At 45.6% G+C, this 23,234-nt stretch carries 23 protein-coding genes; 15 read left to right on the top strand and 8 right to left on the bottom strand.

Annotated features, from left to right (window positions below):
• Positions 1-61 precede the first annotated feature (61 nt).
• Complete coding sequence (tolC, locus tag RH86_RS18805; RefSeq protein ID WP_009387973.1) at positions 62-1,369, bottom strand: outer membrane channel protein TolC; 1,308 nt, start codon at positions 1,367-1,369, stop codon at positions 62-64.
• A gap of 230 nt (positions 1,370-1,599) precedes the next feature.
• On the opposite strand from tolC, the gene nudF reads away from it, so the two are divergent.
• The 6 genes from nudF (at position 1,600) to parC (ending at position 8,537) form a co-directional block, all read left to right on the top strand.
• Positions 1,600-2,229 carry an ADP-ribose diphosphatase gene (nudF, locus tag RH86_RS18800; RefSeq protein WP_005594029.1) on the top strand — a complete coding sequence of 210 codons (630 nt, stop codon included), beginning with the start codon at positions 1,600-1,602 and terminating at the stop codon, positions 2,227-2,229.
• Positions 2,217-2,657 (top strand): DUF1249 family protein, encoded by a 441-nt coding sequence (locus RH86_RS18795; RefSeq protein ID WP_005594031.1) that lies wholly within the window; start codon positions 2,217-2,219, stop codon positions 2,655-2,657. The genes nudF and RH86_RS18795 overlap by 13 nt, the downstream gene beginning before the upstream one ends.
• Before the next feature lie 9 nt (positions 2,658-2,666).
• Positions 2,667-3,488, top strand: a complete 822-nt coding sequence (cpdA, locus tag RH86_RS18790) for a 3',5'-cyclic-AMP phosphodiesterase (protein WP_009387972.1) — start codon at positions 2,667-2,669, stop codon at positions 3,486-3,488.
• Positions 3,489-3,526: 38 nt separating this feature from the next.
• Positions 3,527-4,108 (top strand): esterase YqiA, encoded by a 582-nt coding sequence (yqiA, locus tag RH86_RS18785; RefSeq protein WP_009387971.1) that lies wholly within the window; start codon positions 3,527-3,529, stop codon positions 4,106-4,108.
• 259 nt (positions 4,109-4,367) lie between these two features.
• Positions 4,368-6,248: a DNA topoisomerase IV subunit B gene (gene parE / locus RH86_RS18780; RefSeq protein WP_009387970.1), complete on the top strand. Its 1,881-nt coding sequence runs from the start codon at positions 4,368-4,370 to the stop codon at positions 6,246-6,248.
• Positions 6,249-6,251: 3 nt separating this feature from the next.
• The gene (parC, locus tag RH86_RS18775) at positions 6,252-8,537 is read left to right on the top strand and encodes a DNA topoisomerase IV subunit A (RefSeq protein ID WP_009387969.1); all 2,286 of its coding nucleotides are present in this window, start codon (positions 6,252-6,254) and stop codon (positions 8,535-8,537) included.
• Between the two features lie 83 nt (positions 8,538-8,620).
• Here the strand turns inward: parC and degS are convergent, their stop codons facing one another.
• The 3 genes from degS to zapG all read right to left on the bottom strand — a co-directional run bounded on the left by degS (position 8,621) and on the right by zapG (position 11,816).
• Positions 8,621-9,685 (bottom strand): outer membrane-stress sensor serine endopeptidase DegS, encoded by a 1,065-nt coding sequence (degS, locus tag RH86_RS18770; RefSeq protein WP_009387968.1) that lies wholly within the window; start codon positions 9,683-9,685, stop codon positions 8,621-8,623.
• Between the two features lie 163 nt (positions 9,686-9,848).
• Positions 9,849-11,216, bottom strand: coding sequence for a DegQ family serine endoprotease (locus tag RH86_RS18765; protein WP_005594042.1), 1,368 nt, complete (start codon positions 11,214-11,216; stop codon positions 9,849-9,851).
• 147 nt (positions 11,217-11,363) lie between these two features.
• Positions 11,364-11,816 (bottom strand): Z-ring associated protein ZapG, encoded by a 453-nt coding sequence (gene zapG, locus RH86_RS18760; RefSeq protein ID WP_009387967.1) that lies wholly within the window; start codon positions 11,814-11,816, stop codon positions 11,364-11,366.
• A gap of 188 nt (positions 11,817-12,004) precedes the next feature.
• Here zapG and zapE point away from each other — a divergent pair, with 188 nt between their 5' ends.
• The 8 genes from zapE (at position 12,005) to sspB (ending at position 18,349) form a co-directional block, all read left to right on the top strand.
• Positions 12,005-13,108, top strand: a complete 1,104-nt coding sequence (gene zapE, locus RH86_RS18755; RefSeq protein WP_009387966.1) for a cell division protein ZapE — start codon at positions 12,005-12,007, stop codon at positions 13,106-13,108.
• A gap of 241 nt (positions 13,109-13,349) precedes the next feature.
• Complete coding sequence (gene rplM / locus RH86_RS18750; RefSeq protein ID WP_005594047.1) at positions 13,350-13,778, top strand: 50S ribosomal protein L13; 429 nt, start codon at positions 13,350-13,352, stop codon at positions 13,776-13,778.
• A gap of 14 nt (positions 13,779-13,792) precedes the next feature.
• The gene (gene rpsI / locus RH86_RS18745; protein ID WP_005594049.1) at positions 13,793-14,185 is read left to right on the top strand and encodes a 30S ribosomal protein S9; all 393 of its coding nucleotides are present in this window, start codon (positions 13,793-13,795) and stop codon (positions 14,183-14,185) included.
• A 333-nt stretch (positions 14,186-14,518) separates the two neighbouring features.
• Positions 14,519-15,112: a ubiquinol-cytochrome c reductase iron-sulfur subunit gene (petA, locus tag RH86_RS18740; protein WP_005594050.1), complete on the top strand. Its 594-nt coding sequence runs from the start codon at positions 14,519-14,521 to the stop codon at positions 15,110-15,112.
• A complete protein-coding gene (locus tag RH86_RS18735) occupies positions 15,112-16,377 on the top strand; it encodes a cytochrome b (protein WP_005594051.1) in 1,266 nt (421 codons plus the stop codon). Before petA ends, RH86_RS18735 begins: the two co-directional genes overlap by 1 nt.
• A complete protein-coding gene (locus tag RH86_RS18730; protein WP_009387965.1) occupies positions 16,374-17,111 on the top strand; it encodes a cytochrome c1 in 738 nt (245 codons plus the stop codon). Before RH86_RS18735 ends, RH86_RS18730 begins: the two co-directional genes overlap by 4 nt.
• Positions 17,112-17,211: 100 nt before the next feature.
• Entirely contained in the window at positions 17,212-17,847 is a 636-nt protein-coding gene (sspA, locus tag RH86_RS18725; RefSeq protein ID WP_005594053.1) for a stringent starvation protein SspA, read from the top strand.
• Positions 17,848-17,857: 10 nt separating this feature from the next.
• Complete coding sequence (sspB, locus tag RH86_RS18720; protein WP_005594054.1) at positions 17,858-18,349, top strand: ClpXP protease specificity-enhancing factor; 492 nt, start codon at positions 17,858-17,860, stop codon at positions 18,347-18,349.
• Between the two features lie 96 nt (positions 18,350-18,445).
• On the opposite strand, the gene RH86_RS18715 is transcribed toward sspB, so the two are convergent.
• The 4 genes from RH86_RS18715 to RH86_RS18700 are packed head-to-tail and all read right to left on the bottom strand — an operon-like array spanning position 18,446 to position 21,837.
• A complete protein-coding gene (locus RH86_RS18715) occupies positions 18,446-19,015 on the bottom strand; it encodes a BON domain-containing protein (RefSeq protein WP_005594055.1) in 570 nt (189 codons plus the stop codon).
• Positions 19,016-19,019: 4 nt separating this feature from the next.
• Positions 19,020-19,610, bottom strand: coding sequence for a phosphoheptose isomerase (locus RH86_RS18710; protein ID WP_005594056.1), 591 nt, complete (start codon positions 19,608-19,610; stop codon positions 19,020-19,022).
• Positions 19,611-19,613: 3 nt separating this feature from the next.
• Positions 19,614-19,976, bottom strand: coding sequence for a YraN family protein (locus tag RH86_RS18705; RefSeq protein ID WP_005594057.1), 363 nt, complete (start codon positions 19,974-19,976; stop codon positions 19,614-19,616).
• Positions 19,957-21,837: a penicillin-binding protein activator gene (locus tag RH86_RS18700; protein ID WP_009387964.1), complete on the bottom strand. Its 1,881-nt coding sequence runs from the start codon at positions 21,835-21,837 to the stop codon at positions 19,957-19,959. Before RH86_RS18700 ends, RH86_RS18705 begins: the two co-directional genes overlap by 20 nt.
• Positions 21,838-21,900: 63 nt before the next feature.
• On the opposite strand from RH86_RS18700, the gene rsmI reads away from it, so the two are divergent.
• Complete coding sequence (rsmI, locus tag RH86_RS18695) at positions 21,901-22,764, top strand: 16S rRNA (cytidine(1402)-2'-O)-methyltransferase (RefSeq protein ID WP_009387963.1); 864 nt, start codon at positions 21,901-21,903, stop codon at positions 22,762-22,764.
• The last annotated feature ends 470 nt before the right edge of the window (positions 22,765-23,234 follow it).

Below are 23,234 nucleotides of genomic sequence, written 5' to 3'. Positions count from 1 at the left end.
CTCAGTGAGCAGGCTTTTTTTATCTAGAGTTTTTAGTAGAGCGAAAGATTCTTAGTGTGGCTTATTTAGCCGGTTTAAGACCTGCATTCACATCGAGGATATCTTGCTCACTCAGTGTGCCCACCGCTTGACGTAGCTTAAGTACACTTAGGATGTAGTTGTAACGAGCGTTTGATAGGCTCTTGTTCGCGTCATATAGACGACGAGTTGAATCCAATACGTCAACAATAGTACGAGTACCCACATCAAAACCCGCTTCAGTTGCTTCTAGTGCAGATTCTGCTGAGATTACGGTTTGTTCGTAAGCGCGCAGAGCACCAATTGATGCGCTGATATCGTTGTTAAAGGCGCGAACGTCTTTAACTACACTGCGGTAAGTGCCTTCTAATTTTTGACTTGCCGCTACATAGCCAAATTCAGCTTGTTTAGTTGCTGACGTTACCGCTCCACCTGTGTAAAGCGGAACTTCAAGTTGTAGACCTAAATTTAGATTATCTGTATCTGTGTCGCCCATATCTGCGTTCATATCAGATAATGTGTAACCACCTTTTAGGTTTAGCGTTGGTAAGTGGCCTGAGCTTGCATTTGAGATATTTTCTTTAGCGATATCTTGTGCGATACGGCTTGATAACAAGCTTAAGTTTTTCTGTTGTGCTTCTTCAATCAGTTGATTGATACCTGTAGCTGTTTTGGTTGCAGAAAAACGCTTAGTATCTAGAACATCGAGATTTGAATGCTCTTGACCAGTGATTTCACGCAGTCCTTCGTAGCTGTTGACGAGGCTGTTTTGTGCTAGCACCTCATCCGCTAATACTGAATCGTATTGTGCTTGTGCATCGTGCACGTCAGTAATTGCTGATAGACCCACTTCAAAACGTTGTTTAGTTTGCTCGAGTTGGCGTGCAACCGCCGCTTTCTCTGCTTGAACGAACACTAGGTTATCTTGTGCGCTTAGTACGTCAAAGTAAGCTTGAGAAACACGCAAAATTAACGCTTGCTGAGTGGCTGCGTAAGCGGCATCGGCTTGACGAGCACTCATCTCAGCAGTATCAAGAGTGATCCAGCTAGAGCGATCGAACAACTCTTGAGTGAAACCAATACCAGCGTTCCAGCCATTACTATCGTTATCGATACTATTACGCTCACCACGGTTGACATCGTAGCCTGCGGTTAATGCGATTTGCGGCAATAGCGAAGCACGAGATGACTCGATGGCTTCAAAAGCTTGGTCACGAGTTGCTGCTGATTGTAGTAGCGTCGGATCGTTTTCCTTCGCTTGGTTGTAAATGTCTGTCAGCGTATCTGCCCAAGCAGAAGTGCTAAGACTACCGAGTGCTGCACTGATAATAAGTGGAAGCAATTTTTTCATGGGTTCGATCCCTGCCAAATAAAAAGAGGTCAATTGTTCAAGAGTTTAACTCAAATTGACGCTAATTCACTCTAAACTTTGCAATCTTTTACAAATAGTTGTCCAGTTGTGCAATAAAAACAGTCTCAACTTAAAAAAATATAGAAGAATTATACAAAAAGTTGAAGTGCGTCGATGGAACAAGCGCTGTTCTCTGAGTAAACTATTAGATTCACTGACAGAGGTGCAAAATGCAACAGGCTGATAACCAATCACCACAGTTTACAAGCGAAGATGTCGAAATAATCTCAAAAGAGACCCTTTATCAAGGCTTTTTCAAAATGGTTAAATACCGATTCAAACATAAATTGTTTGAAGGCGGTTGGAGCCAAGAGATTGATCGTGAGATGTTTGAGCGTGGTCATGCTGCTGCATTGTTACCTTACGACGCGAAAACCGATCAAGTTGTCTTGGTTGAGCAAATTCGTGTTGGTGCGCTTGAGCATGCTCAGCCGTGGCAGTTAGAAATTGTTGCTGGGATCATTGATCCAAACGAAACCGCCCAAGATGTCGTGCGCCGAGAAGCGCAAGAAGAGGCCGGTATCGAGGTGGCAAAAATCGTTAAAGTAACCTCTTATTACCCTTCATCTGGTGGCTGTTCTGAAAAGCTGGATGTGTTTGTCGGTGAAGTGGATGCAAGCACCGCGTATGGCGTTCATGGTTTAGACTATGAAGGTGAAGATATTCGTGTGCATGTGGTAAGTCGTGAGCAAGCTTACCGTTGGGTCGAAGATGGTCGTTTTGAAAATGGCGCATCAATTATTGCCCTGCAATGGTTACAGCTTAATTATCAGCGTTTGAAGAGCGAATGGGACAAGTAGCAAATAAAAGACCGTATCATGTTGATTTAGCAGAGTTGATGCGCGTCTATGAAACCAACTATGCAAAATTGAATGCGCTGTTGCCAACGCAACCGAGCGTCGGTGATGTACGTTGCTACCAAGCGGCGAGTATGTCTTACCAAATACTCGTGGGAGAAGTCACAAAGTACACAACTTTGGTCGATATTTGTCAAAGTGATGACGTTCCAGTGTTTCCATTGCCGAAAATGTCTGTCAGGCTCTACCACGATGCCCGTGTGGCAGAAGTATGTAGTAGTGATTATTTAAATCGAGTCAAAGCTCGATACGATTACCCGAACGATAAAATGGTTCAAAAAGATGAAAAAGCTCAATTGAATCGTTTTTTAGGGGATTGGTTATCGTTTTGTTTAAAGCATGGCATAAGCCGTTCGCCACTGAATATCTAGGTTTTAGTTTTGAAAGTAACGTCAAGCTCATCAGCTAAAGACACGATTAAGCTAGTGCAGATTACCGATACCCATCTGTTTGCCGCAGAGGACGGGAGTTTGCTTAGCGTAAATACGAATGACAGCTTTTCAGCCGTAGTTGAAGCCGTAACTCAACAGGACTTCGACTTTGACGCAATTCTTGCGACTGGTGATATTTCTCAAGATCATTCTGATGTCTCTTATCAGCGCTTTGCTCAAGGCATTGAGCCATTAAAGCAACCGTGCTTTTGGTTGCCGGGCAATCATGATTACAAACCAAGCATGGGCTCGATATTACCATCAACACAGATTGTACAAGCAGAGCACGCATTGCTGGGTGAACATTGGCAGATGATATTGCTCGACTCACAAGTTGAAGGTGTACCGCATGGCCGCTTGAGTCAGCAGCAACTGGACTTACTTGACGAGCAACTTAGCTTGCATCCTGAACGTCATAGTTTAGTGTTATTGCATCATCATCCAATATTGGTGGGGAGTGCTTGGCTTGACCAGCACACCTTGAAAGACGCTGAGCAATTCTGGCAGGTAGTGGAGAAGCACGATAATGTGCGCGCGATTTTGTGTGGTCATGTTCATCAAGATATGCAAAAAGTTCGCAGTGGTGCAACCGTCATCTCAACACCATCCACTTGTGTTCAATTCAAACCTAATAGCGATGACTTTGCGTTAGACACTTGTTCTCCGGGCTGGCGAGAGCTAACCTTGTACGCCGATGGCCAGTTTGAGACACATGTACAACGTCTTGCTGGTGGTTTGTTCTTACCTAATTTTGATTCAAGCGGTTACTAATTTATCCGCTTGAGCTCATCTTATTTGCGAGTTCTGCGATGAAACCTTCTCTACTGCTTTATATTCACGGCTTCAACAGCTCTCCTTTGTCACATAAGGCCAATGTGATGAAGCAATATTGCATGCAGTACAGACCGGATATCAAAGTAGTTATTCCTCAATTGCCTTGTTTTCCACAACAAGCAGCAGAGCATCTAACCGACCTGGTTGAGCGCTATCAGCATGACTATCACATTGGCTTAGTGGGTAGTTCACTCGGCGGTTATATGTCGACTTGGTTGAACGCCAAATTTGGTTTTAAAGCAGTGCTTGTGAACCCTGCGGTAAAGCCTTATGAGTTATTGATGGATTATCTGGGTGAGCAAGAAAATCCATACACACATGAACATTATGTCTTGCAGGAACACCACATCAGCGAACTCAAGGCGTTGGATGTGGTTCAATTAAGTAACCCTAGTGATTTTTGGCTATTGCAGCAGACTGAAGATGAAGTGCTCGATTATCGCCAAGCGGTGGAGAAGTACGCTTTGGCAAAACAGACCGTTGAGCAGGGTAGGGATCATAGCTTTGTTGATTTTGAACGCTACCCAGCACAAATTATCGAATTCTTAACCTTGTAGCCCGCAGCTAATGGTTTTCTTCCTCGATCGAATTGGCGATTATTTTGCCGTTCATTGAGGGAAGAGTCATAAATTTGCTTGTTACTTACGTATCTCTCTTGACATAAACTGGTCTGTTCCAGACTATGTTCCCCTTGTACTATTGCAGTTGAAAAACGTTGAGAGATTCAGCGTTTGTGATGTTTTTTAACCAATGTCACCAAGCTGAATAAGCGCTCTGCATGGTAACCATTAAATCTCTATAACGATATTCCGTATTATGACTGAACAATATAATGCTGGAGCCATTGAGGTTCTTAATGGCTTGGAGCCAGTACGTCGCCGACCAGGGATGTATACGGATACAGCGCGTCCAAACCATTTAGGCCAAGAAGTTATCGACAACAGTGTCGATGAAGCGCTCGCCGGACATGCCTCTAAGGTACAAGTTATTCTTCATGCCGATCAATCATTAGAAGTTATTGATGACGGTCGCGGCATGCCTGTAGATATACACCCAGAAGAAAAGATTTCTGGCGTGGAGCTGATTTTCTGTAAGCTGCATGCGGGTGGTAAATTCTCTAATAAAAACTATCAATTCTCCGGTGGTCTACACGGGGTTGGTATCTCGGTTGTTAACGCGTTATCTAAACGTGTTGAAGTGGCGGTGAAACGCGACGGCCAGATCTATGAAATGGCATTTGAACACGGCAATAAAGTAGAAGAACTGACCGTCACTGGTACATGTGGTCGCCGCAATAAAGGCACCAGTGTTCACTTCTGGCCAGATACGAGCTACTTCGACTCGCCAAACTTCTCTGTGACGCGTTTGGTTAATAACCTGCGTGCTAAAGCGGTATTGTGTCCAGGTCTAGAAATTACTTTCTCTGATAAAGTAAACAATCAAGAGCATCGTTGGTACTACGAAGATGGTCTGACTGATTACTTAGCAGAAGGCGTTAAAGGCTACACCGTACTACCTGAAGTTCCATTTACTGGCGAGTTCTCTGCAGAAACAGAAGCGGCGCATTGGGCGGTAATTTGGCAACCAGAAGGCGGTGAGATGATCACCGAAAGCTACGTTAACCTGATCCCTACCGCTCAAGGTGGTACGCACGTTAATGGTCTGCGCCAAGGTTTGCTGGATGCAATGCGTGAGTTTTGTGAATTCCGCAATCTACTCCCTCGTGGCGTGAAGCTAACCGGTGATGATGTTTTTGACCGTTGTTCATACGTGCTATCGGTCAAAATGCAAGATCCACAATTCGCGGGCCAAACCAAAGAGCGTCTCTCTTCTCGTCAAACCGCGGCATTTGTCTCTGGCGTGGTGAAAGATGTCTTTAGCCTATGGTTAAACGAAAAACCACAGTTAGCAGAACAGCTAGCAGAAGTGTGTATTGCCAATGCACACCGTCGTATGCGTGCCAGCAAGAAAGTGGTGCGTAAGAAAATTGCCTCAGGCCCTGCATTGCCGGGTAAGTTGACCGACTGTTCAGTACAAGATCTTAACCGCACGGAAATTTTCTTTGTGGAAGGGGACTCGGCTGGCGGCTCAGCCAAACAGGCGCGCGATCGTGAATTCCAAGCGGTAATGCCACTGCGCGGTAAAATTCTCAATACATGGGAAGTCGCTGCTGATCAGGTGCTTGCATCACAAGAAGTTCATGATATTTCCGTCGCTCTGGGTATCGACCCTGATAGCGATGATTTGAGCGGATTACGTTACGGTAAAATCTGTATCCTTGCCGATGCGGACTCGGATGGTCTTCACATTGCAACGCTACTGTGTGCCTTGTTTACGCGCCATTTCCGTACCTTGGTAGAAGCTGGTCATATTTATGTGGCAATGCCGCCTCTATATCGAATCGACTGTGGTAAAGAAGTGTTCTATGCCCTTGATGATGATGAAAAAGAAGGCGTGCTTGAGCGTTTATCGAAGAAAAAAGCCAAAATCAACGTGCAGCGATTTAAAGGTCTGGGCGAGATGAACCCACTTCAGCTGCGTGAAACCACCATGGATCCTAATACCCGTCGTCTGGTTCAGTTAACCATTGACGATTCGGAAGCGACCATGGAAATGATGGATATGTTGCTGGGTAAAAAGCGTGCCGATGATCGTCGTGCATGGTTACAAAGCAATGGCGATTTGGCAGAGGTTTAACGGATGTCTACAGAAATTACCTATGATGGCGTTGAACAATTGCCAATGCGCAAGTTCACTGAAGACGCTTATCTAAACTATTCGATGTACGTAATTATGGACCGTGCGTTGCCATACATTGGTGACGGTTTAAAACCGGTTCAACGACGTATCATCTATGCGATGTCAGAGCTTGGTCTTTCGGCATCAGCAAAATATAAAAAATCGGCACGTACCGTTGGTGACGTGTTGGGTAAATACCATCCACACGGCGATTCGGCGTGTTATGAAGCGATGGTATTGATGGCTCAGCCATTCTCTTACCGTTACCCATTGGTTGACGGTCAAGGTAACTGGGGTGCGCCGGATGACCCGAAATCATTTGCTGCGATGCGTTATACCGAAGCAAAACTGTCTAAATTTGCCGAAGTACTGCTGGGCGAACTAGGCCAAGGTACTGTCGAATGGCAACCTAACTTTGACGGCACGATGAAAGAGCCGCAAATGTTGCCAGCTCGTCTGCCGCATATATTGCTCAATGGCGTCACGGGTATCGCGGTTGGTATGGCGACAGATATCCCACCACATAACGTGCGTGAAGTGGTCGATGCAACAATTCATATGATTGATAATCCAAAAGCGGAATTATCAGATGTGATGCAATTTGTTAAAGGCCCTGACTATCCAACGGAAGCAGAAATTACTTCGCCAAAAGCGGAAATCGAGAAGATTTACCGCACCGGCCGTGGCAGCATTAAAATGCGCGCGGTTTGGCACAAAGAAGGCTCTGATATCGTCATCACCGCATTGCCGCATCAAACTTCAGGTGCGAAATTGTTGGAGCAAATCGCCAACCAAATGCGTGCTAAGAAGCTGCCAATGGTGGATGATTTACGTGACGAATCGGATCATGAAAACCCGACACGTATCGTGATTGTGCCACGCTCAAACCGTATCGATTGCGACCAGTTGATGAACCACCTGTTTGCTTCGACGGATCTTGAGAAGAGCTTCCGCGTTAACTTGAACATGATTGGTCTTGATAATCGTCCTCAAGTTAAAGGTTTAGTACAGATTCTTGCTGAGTGGATTGAGTTCCGCCGTGATACTGTGACTCGTCGTCTACAATATCGTCTCGATAAAGTGATGGCTCGTCTGCATATCTTAGAAGGTTTGTTAGTTGCGTATCTCAACCTTGATGAAGTGATTGAGATTATCCGTACTGAAGACGATCCTAAAGCCGTGCTGATGGCACGTTTTGGCGTATCGGATATTCAAGCGGATGCGATTCTTGATATTAAACTTCGTAACTTAGCGAAGTTAGAAGAGATGAAGATTCGTGGTGAACAAGACGAGCTAGAAAAAGAACGCGAAAAGTTAGAGCAACTATTAGGTTCAGAGCGTCGCTTAAACACCCTGCTTAAGAAAGAAATTAAAGCTGACGCAGAGAAATATGGCGATGATCGTCGCTCACCATTGGTTGAGCGTGCTGAAGCGAAAGCGATGACTGAGCGTGATCTTGTTCCGAGTGAACCGATTACGGTTGTGTTGTCAGAAAAAGGCTGGATTCGTCATGCGAAAGGGCATGACGTGGATGGTGAAGGATTAAGCTACAAATCGGGCGACCAATACCTTGCTCATGCTCGAGGTAAGAGTAATCAGCAAGCGGTGTTCTTAGGCAGTGATGGCCGTAGCTACTCGTTAGAGTCGCACTCATTACCGTCCGCTCGTAGCCAAGGTGAGCCGATTACTGGACGCTTAAACGTTGCACCAGGTACTTCTATTCGCCAGGTGGTGATGGGTGAGGATGATCAGCTATGGCTGATTGGTTCTGATGCTGGTTATGGTTTTGTGTGTAAAGGTGCGGACCTCTTATCGAAAAACCGCAGTGGTAAAGCGCTAGTGAGCTTACCGCAGAACTCACAAGTGATTGTTCCGCAAACCATCAGTGATCTAGAAAATGATGAGATCTTAGCGATTACCAACCAAGGCCGCATGTTGTTGTTCCCGATTAAGGAACTGCCGCAACTTGGTAAGGGTAAGGGTAACAAGATCATCAACATTCCGGCGGCGAAAGCGAAAGAGCGTGAGGAAGTGGTTTCTCATTTGATTTCAATTCCGCAAAACAGCACGGTGACACTGTATGCCGGCAAGCGTAAATTGGGCTTGAAACCATCGGATTTGGAAAACTTCCGTGGTGAAAGAGGCCGTCGTGGTGCGTTATTGCCTCGTGGTTTGCAGCGTGTGACCAGTATTGAAGTCGACGTGGCGAATGATTCGGTGAATGAGACGCTAAGCGATAGCGAATAATCGACAGAAATAAAAAAACCAGCCATTGGCTGGTTTTTTTTGATTCGTATTTATTGCCGCTTATTTGGACGGGCGACACTAATCTATTCGCGCGTGTCTTCCATGATGGTGACAGGAATAGTGAGCTCTTCACCTTTACGTAATACCAACAGATCGACAGTGGTGCCAGGTCTTAGGTCAGTGACCATTTCCATTACGCTTTGGCGGCCATTGATTTTCTGACCATCTATTTTGAGGATGATATCTTGCGCTTGGAATCCTGAATCCGCCGCAGGGCCATTCGGATCAACGCCCAAAACGACGATGCCACCAAGATGTTCATTACCAAGTAGTCGCGCAGTAACGGAAGTAATATCTTGGCCATCAATACCGATATAGCCACGAATCACACGGCCATCCGCGATGATTTTATTCATGATCACATTGGCCAGTGAATAAGGTATCGCAAAGGAGATGCCATAAGTTTCCAACTCAGTCGCTTGTTGGAAAGAGGCGGTATTGATGCCGACTAACTCACCACGAGTGTTGACCAAAGCGCCACCAGAGTTACCCTCATTGATTGCAGCATCGGTTTGAATAAAGGCTTGGCGGCCATCAGCACTGATTGAAGAGCGCCCAGTTGCGGAGATAATACCAAAGGTGGTGGTTTGGCCGAGGTTATAAGGGTTACCAATCGCTAACACCACATCGCCGACTTTTGCTTTGTAATCAGGGTTGAGTGGGATCACTGGCAGATTGGCGCCTTCTACTCGCAAAATCGCGATGTCAGTACGGCGATCCTTACCGACCAACTGCGCTGCTGCTGCGCGACCATCTTGCAAAGCGACAATGATTTGATCGGCTTGAGCAACCACATGATAGTTGGTGATGATGTAGCCTTTGTCACTGACGATAACGCCGGAACCTAGCCCTTGTGTTGATAGTTTAGAACGATCATCTTCGGTGTATTTACGGCTATAGATGTTAACCACGGCAGGGGCAGCTTTATGCACTGCATCGTTGAACGACAGTTGAACAGAAGAAATATTGCTGACTGGGTTGGATATATTCTCAGGCAGTATGTTGCTACGAAGAGAAGGCACCGCTATTAATAGCAACGCCGCGGTGGCTAAACCTAATCCTACTGAACGTAAAAGAAAACCGAGCATACTATCCTTAAAATCAATGTCATACAGGCAACAAACAATCAAGAATAGCATTATATAAAAAAGACAGCGAATTTCTCCGCTGTCCTTTTAAATCAATATCGCGTTTTATCGCGAATACGTATGCTATTTGAGGCTGTGACAGCCGAGGTTCTAGCGCCTTTGATTAGCGTACCACGAGGTAAATAGTCCGATTATCACGTTGAATATTCAGTGCTAATACACCTGATTGCTTCTCTACTACCTTACGTAGTTCGGCTAAGTTCTTTACGCGGACTCGGTTGACGCCAAGGATAATATCGCCAGCTTGCAGTTGATACGCTTCCGCTGGAGAGCCGGTTTCAACCGAGGAGACTTTCACCCCTTGTACGCTATCGCTGGCATTGGTATTGGTGAGTGCTGCCCCCGTTAAACCTTGATGTAACTTGTCTGCACTGGCTTTGACATTTTCTTGCTCGCCTAACGTCACTTTGACCGATTTCTCTTTGCCATCGCGAATGATGCCAAGAGTGACTTTCTTACCTGCGCCCAATGTGCCGATTTTTGCTCTTAACTCATGGAAGGAGCTGATGGTTTTGCCATTGATTGAGACAATGATGTCACCCGCTTGAATGCCCGCTTTGTCTGCTGCGCTGTCGACTACGACTTGGCTAACAAATGCCCCTTTGCTTGATTCGTAACCTAGCGCCTCCGCCAGTTCAGATGTGACTTCGCCACCTTGTACACCCAGCATGCCGCGTTTTACTTCACCAAACTCTAAGATCTGTTCGGTTAAGTTTTTCATCATGTTTGCCGGGATCGCAAAACCAATACCAACGTTCCCGCCATTAGGGCCAAAAATAGCGGTGTTAATACCAATTAACTCGCCATTGAGGTTGATCAGAGCGCCACCCGAATTACCACTGTTAATGGCCGCATCGGTTTGAATGAAGTTTTCAAAGTTTTCGAGGTTTAAGCCACTGCGACCTAACGCGGAAACGATGCCCGATGTGACAGTTTGGCCGAGACCAAATGGATTACCAATCGCCACAGTGAAATCGCCAACACGCAGTTGATCTGAATCGGCCAGTTCAATTTGTGTGAGGTTTTTGGCTTGTTCTAGTTTGAGTAAAGCAACATCAGACATTTCATCACCACCGACCAATTCTGCATCGTATTCACGGCCATCATGCAGCTTGACGCGAATTTTCTCTGCGCCTTTAATGACGTGATAGTTGGTGACGATATGACCTTGTTTGGCATCAATAATGACGCCAGAACCTAGCCCACGAAAAGGTTGTTCTTGCTGCTGTTCTGCTGGAAAGTCAGGACCAAAGAAAAAGCGGAATTGATCCGGAATGCGCTGTTTGGCGACATGAGTGCCTTCGACGTCAATACTGACCACCGCTGGGGTGACTCGTTCGAGCATCGGAGCCAAACTAGGCAACTGTTCACCATTGACGGCCAAAGGCAGTGCAGCAGAAGCCGGTAATGGCAAGATGATTGAACTGATGCTTAAAGAGAGAACCGTTAAGGCAAGCAAAGGCTTTTTCATCAAATAACTCCTATACAGTGAAGGCCGATTCAGTGGTAACTGCTCGGTTTAGTCTTGATTTATGGATACAAATCGGTGCTACGTATGGAGGTATGACTAAGAAACCCCAACAAAGTTCACTGGGAACCTCGTTGGAGTGAAAGATTATTATGAAGCTTTGGCGGTCACTTCTTGTGGAGAGTGAAGAATGTCTTTTTTCTGCTCACGCAGTAGGCCTGTTGCACCTGAGGCATAATCTTTTGGTGCTTCATCGCTTGAGTCTGCGGTTTTTGTTTCGCTGTGGTTATTGCTGTTTTGCGATGCAACCTTTTGCGCGAAAGGATTGTCTTGCTCCGGCATATTTGGCAAGAGTTCAGAGGACGTTTTTGCCATGTGCTGATAGAGACGAGTGTACTCTTTACCCAATGAGTCGAGCATTTCTGCGCTCTGCGCAAAGTGATCAGACAATTCTTGTTTTTGTTGTTCTAACTGAAATTTTGCTGTTTCTAGATCTTTGTGGAGATTTTTTTGTTTTTTGTATCCCGGGGTAGTGAAGCGCGAGATGATAAATCCAAGAGCTGTTCCTGCAAGCAGGCCAACAAGGGCATAAATCCAAGGCATAATTACTCCTTATTATTTTTAGTTTAACATGCTGTTTACTAGTTAATTACAGATGCTCGTTGACCATGTTACTATGAGACCATAAACCAATAAAGAAAAATGCGTGTGACCCTATCCCATGAATCTGTAGAAAATATCACCGGTCGATTTCAGGATAGCTCAGTGCAGCAGTAATAGAAGGTCTAGCAATGACACCATTACAACGCTACCAACAAGACGTTGAGAACCATGGCTTTCAAGTCGATGAGGCTCAACGCCAAGCCGTTCAGGCACTTGATTCTCTTTATCATCAAATGATTGCTTATATTGAGGCTCCGGTGACCGTTGTGCCGAAATGGAAATCTTGGCTAGGCAAAACCCCCGCGCCACCGGATGCGCCCAATGGGCTCTATTTTTGGGGCGGAGTCGGACGTGGAAAAACATATTTAATGGACACCTTCTTTGATAGTTTGCCTATTGAGAAGAAGATGCGCGTTCACTTTCACCGCTTTATGCTGCGAGTGCATGATGAATTGCGTGAGTTGCATGATGTGAGCGATCCACTGGAAGCGGTTGCTGATATCTTGAAGCAAGAGGCGGAGATCATCTGTTTTGATGAATTCTTTGTTTCTGATATTACCGACGCAATGATCCTCGGCACCTTGTTCCAAGCTCTATTTCAACGCGGCGTCGTTTTGGTGGCTACATCAAATATCCCTCCTCATGATCTCTATCGTAATGGTTTGCAGCGCGCGCGCTTCATGCCAGCCATTCAACTGATTCAAACCCATTGTGATGTGCTTAATGTCGATAGCGGGATTGATTATCGTCTGCGTACGCTAGAACAAGCGGAGATCTATCACTTCCCTTTGGATGTAACAGCGCACGAAAACCTTAGTCGCTATTACGAGCAATTGGTGGGAGAGGGGAAAGCCTCTGCGGCCGCAATTGAGATTAATCATCGCCAAGTGGATGTACTCAAAGCAGCCGATGGGGTATTGCACGCGACGTTTGCTCAGTTGTGCCAAACCGCTCGTAGCCAGAATGACTACATCGAAATCTCGAAGGTTTATCACAGTGTGTTATTAGCAGAGGTAATACAGATGCATCAGTTAGTCGATGATGCGGCAAGGCGCTTCATTGCGTTAGTTGATGAATTTTATGAGCGAAACGTAAAACTGATTATTTCGTCAGAAGTCGCATTAGAGCAACTTTATACTGTTGGGACGCTGGAATTTGAGTTTAAACGTTGTATATCACGCCTAACAGAAATGCAAAGCCATGAGTATCTGGCTAGAGAGCACTTGGCATAAAGGCTGGGTGATATTTACGGTAAAGAAAAAGTCATATTTTTATTTAAAAAAGAGGTGATTTTTTCAACTCACTTCTCTATAATCTTGCGACCCACCGTTACTGCAGGTCATTTTTGGATGAATTTCCAAAGTTTTTGACCAAGAGTGCCACCCACTCGAAGGGGTGATGACTGGGCTCTTAGACAGTGGGAGCATTCCTGCTCCTTTAAGTTTAAATTTAAATTAACGGGTTATTATTAGCATGAAAACTTTCGTTGCTAAACCAGAAACTGTAAAACGCGACTGGTATGTTGTAGACGCTGAAGGTAAAACTCTTGGCCGTCTAGCAAGTGAAATTGCATCTCGCCTACGTGGCAAACACAAAGCTGAATACACTCCTCACGTTGACACTGGTGATTACATCATCGTTATCAACGCTGAGAAAGTTACTGTAACTGGTAACAAAGCTAAAGGTAAAGTGTATTACCGTCACACTGAGTTCCCTGGTGGTCTTAAATCAATCACTTTTGAAAAGCTGATTGTTAAGAAACCAGAGATGGTTCTTGAACTTGCTGTTAAAGGTATGTTGCCACGTGGTCCTCTAGGCCGTGCTATGTACCGTAAGCTTAAAGTTTACGCTGGTGCTGAGCACAACCATGTTGCTCAACAACCACAAGTACTAGACATCTAATCGGGGATTTCGAAATGGCAGAGAATCAATACTACGGCACTGGCCGTCGCAAAAGCTCAGCTGCACGTGTTTTTATCAAACCGGGTACTGGCAACATCGTAATCAACAAGCGTAGCCTTGATGAATACTTCGGTCGTCCAACTTCTCGCATGGTTGTTAAACAACCTCTTGAGCTAGTTGAACTAACTGAGAAACTAGACCTATACGTTACTGTTAAAGGTGGCGGTATTTCTGGTCAAGCTGGTGCGATCCGTCACGGTATCACACGCGCTCTAATGGAATACGATGAGTCTTTCCGTCCTGCTCTACGTGCAGCTGGTTACGTTACTCGTGACGCTCGTTGCGTTGAACGTAAGAAAGTTGGTCTACGTAAAGCACGTCGTAAACCACAGTTCTCTAAGCGTTAATCTTTTTCAAAGATTTCGCTTCCAGTTTTTACTGGGACGTGGTTTCAAAGCCTGGCTTATGCCAGGCTTTTTGTTTTTCTGCGCTCTAAAATCTCTTTCCCTCATACCCTCTTCAACACCCTCCCCAAAAATAGTTGTTTTCTGTGTTCTTCTTTTGTGACGACATTGGCGTTTGTATCCTTAATTGTTACAAATAAGTAGCTTTACCTTGTCAGAAAGTGGGGTTTTATTTATCATTTGCAATCAAATAAATACAACAAACTTAATTTGTTAGCCATGCTCTTTGGTAAGGAATAACAAGAATCCAAAAGGAGCAAATGGGAGAATGTTTGGATGAGCAATGCGCCTTTAAATAACGGTCGTAGACGTTTTCTAACTGCCACAACAGCTGTTGTGGGTGGGTTAGGGGCTGCTGCGGTTGCCGTTCCTTTTATTAAATCTTGGAACCCAAGTGAAAAAGCAAAAGCAGCAGGAGCCCCAGTTTCCGTTGATGTCGGTAAGCTAGAAGAAGGGCAAATGGTGCGTGTCGAGTGGCGAGGTAAGCCTGTATGGGTGGTTCGTCGTGCTCAAACTGTAGTTGATACTCTACAAGAACTTGATGGGCAATTACGTGATCCTTCCTCTGGGGAAGAGCAGCAACCGCTGTATGCACAGAATGCTTACCGTTCCATCAAACCAGAATATTTTGTCGCTGTTGGCATTTGTACCCACCTTGGTTGTTCTCCTACCTATTTGCCAGACAGTTTTAGCGAACAAGTTCAAGGTGTTAAGTCAGGTTTCTTCTGCCCATGTCATGGCTCTAAATTTGATATGGCTGGACGTGTATTCCAAGGAGTACCCGCACCACTTAACCTCGTAGTACCAAAGCACATGTATCTAAGCGATACCAAGATCATGATCGGTGTTGACGAAGAAGGGGAGGCATAATGCAAGCTCTACTTGATTGGGTAGAAAAACGCTTACCCGCAATGAATGCGTATAAAAAGCACCTCTCTGAATATCCGATGCCAAAGAACTTTAACTTTTGGTATCTATTCGGCTCATTAGCGATGCTTGTATTGGTTAACCAGATCCTGACAGGTATTTGGCTGACGATGAACTATGTACCATCTGGTGATGGTGCGTTTGCCTCTATCGAATACATCATGCGTGATGTTGAGTATGGTTGGCTACTGCGCTATATGCACTCAACAGGTGCGTCGGCGTTCTTTGTTGTGGTTTATCTGCATATGTTCCGCGGCCTAATTTATGGTTCGTACCAGAAGCCACGTGAGCTACTGTGGATCTTCGGCATGTTGATCTTCCTCGTGTTGATGGCTGAAGCGTTCATGGGCTACCTATTGCCATGGGGACAAATGTCTTACTGGGGCGCGCAGGTAATCATCTCGCTATTTGGCGCTATTCCGGTGATTGGCGACGATCTGACGCTTTGGATTCGTGGTGACTACGTCATCTCTGGCGCGACACTGAACCGTTTCTTTGCTCTGCACGTTATTGCTCTACCCATTGTACTTCTGTTGCTTATCGTACTTCACGTACTAGCACTTCACGAAGTCGGTTCGAATAACCCAGACGGTATCGAAACCAAACTGCCGAAAGGCACCATGGGCGATGACTATAAAACGCAGTTCAAATTCCATGATTACTACACTAAGAAATACGACATTATCGACTCGGTACCTTTCCACCCTTATGGGACAGTGAAAGATCTCGTTGGTGTGGCTGGTTTCTTATTCTTGTTCTGTTACGTATTGTTCTTCAATCCAGAGATGGGCGGCTACTTCCTTGAGCCACCAAACTTTGAAGCAGCAAACCCACTGAAAACACCGGAACACATTGCGCCAGTTTGGTACTTTACGCCATTCTATGCCATCTTGCGTGCGGTTCCAGATAAGCTGTTGGGTGTTATTGCTATGGGCGCTTCTATTGCGGTGCTGTTCGTACTACCTTGGCTGGATCGCTGTAAAGTACGTTCGTACCGTTACCGCAGTAAGTTCCACTTGTTCAATATTATTCAGTTCACCATCTGTTTTGTTGCCTTGGGTGTGTTGGGTGCGTTGCCTGCAACAGCGCTATACACATTACTCGCACAAATCTTTAGCTTAGGTTACTTCATGTTCTTCGTGTTGCTGTATTTCTACAGTAAGAACGAAGCCACGAAACCATTACCAGAGAGGGTGACATTCAAATGAAAAAGTGGATTTTAGTTCTATTTGCAATGTTGCCATCCTTGGCGATGGCTGCGGGTGCAAATGTACCATTAGACAAAGCAAACAATGATTTAAGTGATCAGGCGTCACTGCAAAACGGTGCCAAACTGTTTATGAACTACTGTTTTGCTTGTCACTCGGCTCAATACCAACGTTATGAGCGTGTCGCGACCGACATTGGTATTCCGCTTGAGTTGATGAAAGAAAACTTGGTGTTTGATCCAAATGCTAAAATTGGTGACTTGATGGAAAATGCCATTCCAGATGAGTCAGCAGCCAAATGGTTTGGCGCGCCGCCACCGGATCTCACCTTGGTAGCACGAGTTCGAGGTACTGACTGGCTATATACCTATTTGCGCTCTTTCTATGCAGATCCTGCACGTCCGTTTGGCGTGAACAACATTGTTTTCCCAAGTGTTGGTATGCCGCATGTACTTGAAGAGCTGCAAGGCATTCCGATGCCGATCATCGAAACCAAGGTCGTTGATGGTGAAACCATTGAAACAGTGGTTGGTATCGAGTCTGACGGTACGGGTGAGCTTAACCAAGAAGAGTATGATCAAGCGGTTCGTGATCTCGTTAACTTCTTGGAGTACTCAGGCGACCCAGTCAAACTTGAGCGTCATGCTTTAGGTTGGTGGGTGATGGCATTCTTGGTGATCTTCACTATAGTCGTGGTGCTGCTTAAGAAAGAGTATTGGCGTGATGTGCATTAAATATGCTATCATACAGCGCTAAATACCAAATTTGATAATTTACAATGGAGGCTTAGCCTCCATTGTTGTTTTTATTCCTGTAATTGTGCTGGAGGGCTCCATGGCTGTAGCTGCCAATAAACGTTCCGTGATGACTCTATTTTCAAGTGCATCTGATATGTATAGCCATCAGGTACGCATTGTTCTCGCTGAAAAAGGCGTAAGCGTTGAGGTTGAATTAGTTGATGAAGCTAACCTACCTGCGGAATTGATCGAGCTGAACCCATACAAAACGGTTCCTACTTTGGTTGATCGTGAGCTTGCACTTTACGATTCAAAAATCATTATGGAATACCTAGATGAGCGTTTCCCTCATCCACCGCTAATGCCTGTTTACCCGGTTGCTCGTGGTAACAGCCGTCTAATGATCTACCGTATCGAAAAGAACTGGTACTCACTAGCGGAGAAAGTGGTTAACGGTACTGCTGAAGAATCTGAAGCGGCTCGTAACAAGTTACGTAACGATCTTCTGACTCTAGGCCCAGTATTTGCAGAATATGAATACTTTATGAGCGAAGAATTCAGCCTAATCGATTGTTACCTAGCTCCGCTACTATGGCGTTTGCCTCAGTTAGGTATCGAGCTTGTAGGTCCTGGCTCTAAAGAACTGAAAATTTACATGAACCGCGTATTTGAACGTGATTCATTCTTAGCTTCATTGACTGAAGCTGAGCGCGAAATGCGTCTACTGCGCTAATCGTCGTTTGATGGATATTTCGAACATGACACCACGCCGCCCATACATGCTTCGTGCATTTTATGAGTGGCTAGTGGACAACGACTTGACACCGCATCTAGTGGTTGCAGCTACACTGCCAGGTGTTCGTGTGCCGCAAGAGTTTGTCCAAGACGGTCAGATCATTCTGAACGTCGCACCACGTGCGGTGGGTAACTTGCAGTTGGGTGATGATGAAGTCACCTTTAACGCGCGCTTCAGTGGCCGTCCTCATGTGGTTGTTGTCCCTCTTTACGCAGTACAAGCGATTTACGCTCGTGAAAATGGTGCAGGCACTATGTTTGAACCAGAAGATGCGTACATGGATACCTTTGACGAGATTGAAGATGAGTTCATCGAAGAGATGGGTGAAATCAGCAGTCTGTCATTGGCGACGGAAAGTGTTGAAACTGATGGTGATGATGGTTCAGATGATGAGCCACCAAGACCAAAAGGCCGCCCGAGTCTTCGCGTGGTTAAGTAATACCAATCAGCCGATGGGTGTTAATCGCCAACCGCAGAATCAAAAAAAGCAGCTTACGCTGCTTTTTTTATGCCTATCAATCATGACTCTCCGGTATTAATCACCGTATTGAAAAGCTTTGATCACTTGTTTGACGCCAGATACGTTACGTGTAATCTCTGCCGCTAAATCTGCATGTGCGCGAGACACGTAGCCAAGCAAAAATACTTCACCACCTTCGGTGATGACCTTGATTTTTACTGTACTCAGCTCTTCATTGGTGAGCAGTGCTGACTTCACTTTAGTGGTAATCCAACTATCGTGGCTAATTTCACCAATCGAGAGTGGCTGCTGCACTCTGATTTGGTTGTGAATTTGTGTTACCCCAGGGGTTTTACGTGCTTGGGCTTCAAATTCATTCAGTATCTGTTGGGTATTTGCTTGCCCCATTAGCACCACAATACCATTATAAGAACTCGCGGTTGCGCGTACATTGCCACGATATGGGGCTTTGTTGGTCATGCCTGCGATTTCAAATTCGATATTATTGTCGTTCCAAATCTCTTTGGTGGTACGGTTGTCAGTGACAACGCTGACGGTTGTTGCTGCACCAGCAACAAATAAGCCGACACATCCGCTGGTCGACATTACCAGGGTGGCAATCAATAAGGCTTTGATTAAGTTCATCTCTTTACTCTTCGTGAGTGGGGAATAAAACTTGATCTATCAAATCACATAAACAGTGTAACGTCACCATATGAACCTCATGAATTCGAGCCGTTCTGTGAGATGGAATACGAATTTCAACATCATTTTCACCCAGCAAGCCAGCCATTTCACCACCGTCCTTACCGGTTAGTGCAATGATAGTCATATCGCGAGTTACCGCTGCTTCCATCGCTTTGATGATGTTTTTGCTGTTACCACTGGTTGAGATCGCTAATAAAATATCACCTGGTTGACCAAAAGCGCGCACTTGTTTAGAAAAGATATGCTCGTAGTGGTAGTCATTTGCGACGGCCGTCAGTGTGGTGTTGTCCGCGGTTAATGCCATTGCAGGTAGGCTAGGGCGCTCCGTTTCAAACCGGTTGAGCAAACAGGAGACAAATTGCTGAGCATTAGATAAAGAGCCACCATTACCGCAGCAAAGCACCTTATTGCCGTTGAGTAGGCTATAGACCAAGGCTTGCGCCGCGTGGGTGATGGCATCTGGCAGGGCTTCTGCCGCAGCGATTTGAATTTGAATACTTTCGGTAAAGCTTTCTTTAATGCTCTCTAGCATTGGTTACCCTTGAGTTATGGCGTTTTTGATCCAATCAATCTGCTTTCCATCATGATGAATAGCGACTAAATCGAAACGAAAATTGGTCGAATGAACGGACAATCCTTGTTTAATTAACCAAACATTGGCCGTTTTAATTAAACGCTGTTGTTTGCTGTAGGTGACAGTCTCTGCAGCATGTCCATAATTTTGGTTTTGGCGGTAGCGTACTTCAACAAAGACAATTGTGTCTTGGTCGCGCATGATCAAATCGATCTCACCACCTTTGATGCGAAAGTTTCTCGCAATTTTGCTGAGTCCGCAACTCACAAGATGTTGTTCAGCGGCGGACTCGAAAAAAAGCCCTTTAGTTAGCTTGTTCAGCACTGGCTTCTGCTGTGTTGTCGATGAGCTCAGCTTCTTGCGCGTCTGCACTATCAATGTTGCCATGCTCAGCCCAGCTGATTTCACGCTGCACGACACAATTGTTGTCGATGCTTAGTACACCGGTATTACCATCGATACGGTAGCCATTAACTACCTTCATTTGCGGTAGCTGTTCCATTAATAAGTAAGCATCCATTCCTAACGCTTGCAGACGTTTTTCAGCGTTTGAACCTTTAGGCCACATCTGATTCATTTGCGCTTCAATCGCGCTGTTTGGTTGGATCAGTAGTGGAATGTCACTGTACATTACGCCGGTTAAATCTTCGTACTGTTGACGGCCGCTGTTGCTGCTAGAGTTCGAAAATAGTTTCGGCGGGTTAGTGTCTGGGTTGATTGCTACTTCAATAAACGGCTTGATCAGCGTTAGCTCGGCACTGCCAGCAACGATGTAAACCGCATCGATATCACGACGGCTACGTGGTTGGCTTTCCAGTGACAGACCAAGTAATGATTCCATCTGTGCGATATGCTGTTGGCTCTCTTGCAGCCCAAAAGCGGTGTTGATATTGCGTTGTAGCTGACGTTTTTCAGTGAAGAGGTTTACGGCAACTTTATCGTTGCTGTACTTTTTCCATTCCGCTTCAAAGGCCTCAACCACACGTTGTCCTAGTCGACCTTGCGGCGCTAACACTAATGGGTAGCGATAACCTTGAGCAAATAGATGTTTCGCGGCTTGCGCTACTTCTTGTTCTGGCGACAGTGCTAAGTAACAAATATTGCTACCTGGCATTACTTCGTCAGGAATATTCAATGCCAGCATTGGCAATGGATGGCCTGTCGTCGTTTGTGCTTGTTGTAGTTTAGCGATGTTGCCTTTCACCAAAGGACCAACCACAAAGTCGATATTCTTTTCGATGAACTGCTGTTGTAGCGAGTTGATATCGGTGGCATTGGTATCGATTACGGTTAAGGTTGCGTTAGGATCACGTTGCTCGTCGTTCATCATTTGCAAGATGAAACCATCACGGATCAACTGAGCTTGTTTGGCAAACTTACCTGATAGTGGTAGCAGTAGGGCGGTATTAACCGGTTTTGTCACATCCAAAGCGAGAATGTCTTCAATGGCTTGTGGCGTATAAAGAGCAGCAGGGTGCGATGGGTTTTCTGCCAACCACTGTTCGAGCGTATTTTTCAATTGAGCAATGTTACTGGCCAAACTTGCATTGTAGATCGCCAATTGCACCCAACCATCGAAGTCAGCACTACTCGCCGCGGTATTAAATTGGGTGATCTGCGCTTCTGGGTATTGGGTCAAGTTTTGCCAAATGCTTTCTGCTAGGTAGCCTTGTTGCGATTTGTCTTCAAATTCTGCCAGTTGAGTAAGCTCTCGAGCAGCGTCGAAGTAGTTGTGTTGCTTAGCAAAAATATCCGCGCGTAGCTGGTGGTAATCTTTCCACTGCTCATTGGCAAGACGCCAAGATGGACGGAAGTTAAGCTGTTCAGCCGCCTGGTTTATTTGCTCATTGTTGTACAACAGTGTTGCGCGAGCCAACTGCCATTCAGCTTGCTGCATATCCGATAGCGGTTGACGAGCAAGGCGCTTGATCAATAAATCAGCTTGATTGATGTCATTGGCTTCGACTGCGGCTTTCAGCGCCATAATCAACCAGTCGCTCTGTAAGCTTCCTTCACTGCTGTCAGCACGCATAAGGTAGTTGGTCACCGACTGAGTCGGGTCGAGCGTAATATCGACATAATTGGGTGTTGATGAAGTAGACGAACACGCTGCTAATACCACCGCAAGGGCTACAGGAGTCAGTAAGCGTGTTACACTTAGTCGCTTTTGGTTATTTATGGCCATGAGTTATTCGTTAATTCCGTATAAAATTGTGTCTATATTAATCGTTGAAGTGATGCTAAACAAATGACAGATAATAAAACCTTACCAGCACAGATCCCAACTCTCTTTATTGTACCCACTCCAATTGGCAATTTGGGCGATATTACGCAACGTGCCATTGAAGTACTTTCTAGCGTCGATCTGATTGCGGCAGAAGATACTCGTCATACTGGTAAGCTTTTAGCGCACTTTAATATCCCGACAAAAACCTTTCCTCTGCATGATCATAACGAACAACAAAAAGCGCAAGTTTTAGTCGAAAAATTGTTGTCAGGTCAGTCAATCGCTTTGGTTTCCGATGCGGGTACACCACTTATTAGTGATCCAGGATACCATCTCGTCAATCAATGTCGTCAAGCCGGGGTTAAAGTTGTCCCACTACCAGGTGCTTGTGCTGTTATTACCGCATTGAGCGCGTCTGGTTTACCTTCGGATCGATTTAGCTTTGAAGGCTTTTTACCACCAAAGAGCAAAGCAAGAAAAGATAAGTTATTGGAAATCGCTAAAGTTGAGCGTACTTGTATCTTTTATGAGTCACCTCATCGCATTTTAGACTCTTTAGAAGATATGTTGGACATTCTTGGCCCACAACGTGAAGTGGTATTGGCTCGTGAGTTAACGAAAACCTTCGAAACTTTCCAAGGTATGCCGCTGGGTGAATTGATCGAATGGGTTAAAGCGGACAGTAACCAACAACGTGGTGAAATGGTCTTGCTAGTTCATGGTCACCGTGAAGTGGCAGAAGAGACTCTGCCAGATGAAGTGACTCGCACCCTCGCTATTTTGACCAAAGAGCTGCCTCTGAAAAAAGCTGCAGCCTTAGCTGCTGAGATCTACAACCTAAAGAAAAACGCTCTCTACAAATGGGGTCTAGAGAATTTAGGTTAAGCGGATTTTAGAGGCGAGAATTTGGAAGTGAGATTATAGAGGCGAGAAATTAGAAGCGAGATTATAGAAGCGAGAGGCGAGGTTACTTGGCTGCGCCTTTCTCGTTTCTCGAAGCACAGCGTTCTCGGCTCTTTGTCTTCTCGCTCTTCGCTCCCGCTTCTCGAAGCGCAGCGTACACGGCTCTTTATCTTCTCGCTCTTCGCTCTTGCCTCTCGAAGCGCAGCGTTCTCTACTCTTTGTCTTCTCGCTCTTCGCTCTTGCCTCTCGAAGCGCGGCGTTCTCGGCTCTTTGTCTTCTCGCTCTTCGCTCTCGCTTCTCGAAGCGCAGCGTTCTCAGCTCTTTGTCTTTTCGCTCTTCGCTCTCGCTTCTCGAAGCGCAGCGTTCCCAACTCTTATCTTCTCGCTCTTCGCTCTCGTTTCTCGAAGCACAGCGTTCTCGGCTCTTTGTTCTCTTGCTTTTCGCTCTTGCCT

The sequence above is a fragment of the Vibrio sp. N418 genome, assembly GCF_000222565.1.
In the GTDB taxonomy this organism is placed as follows: domain Bacteria; phylum Pseudomonadota; class Gammaproteobacteria; order Enterobacterales; family Vibrionaceae; genus Vibrio; species Vibrio scophthalmi.
The sequence above is the reverse complement of the archived record's forward strand: the minus strand, read 5'-3'. Positions and strand labels throughout refer to the sequence as shown.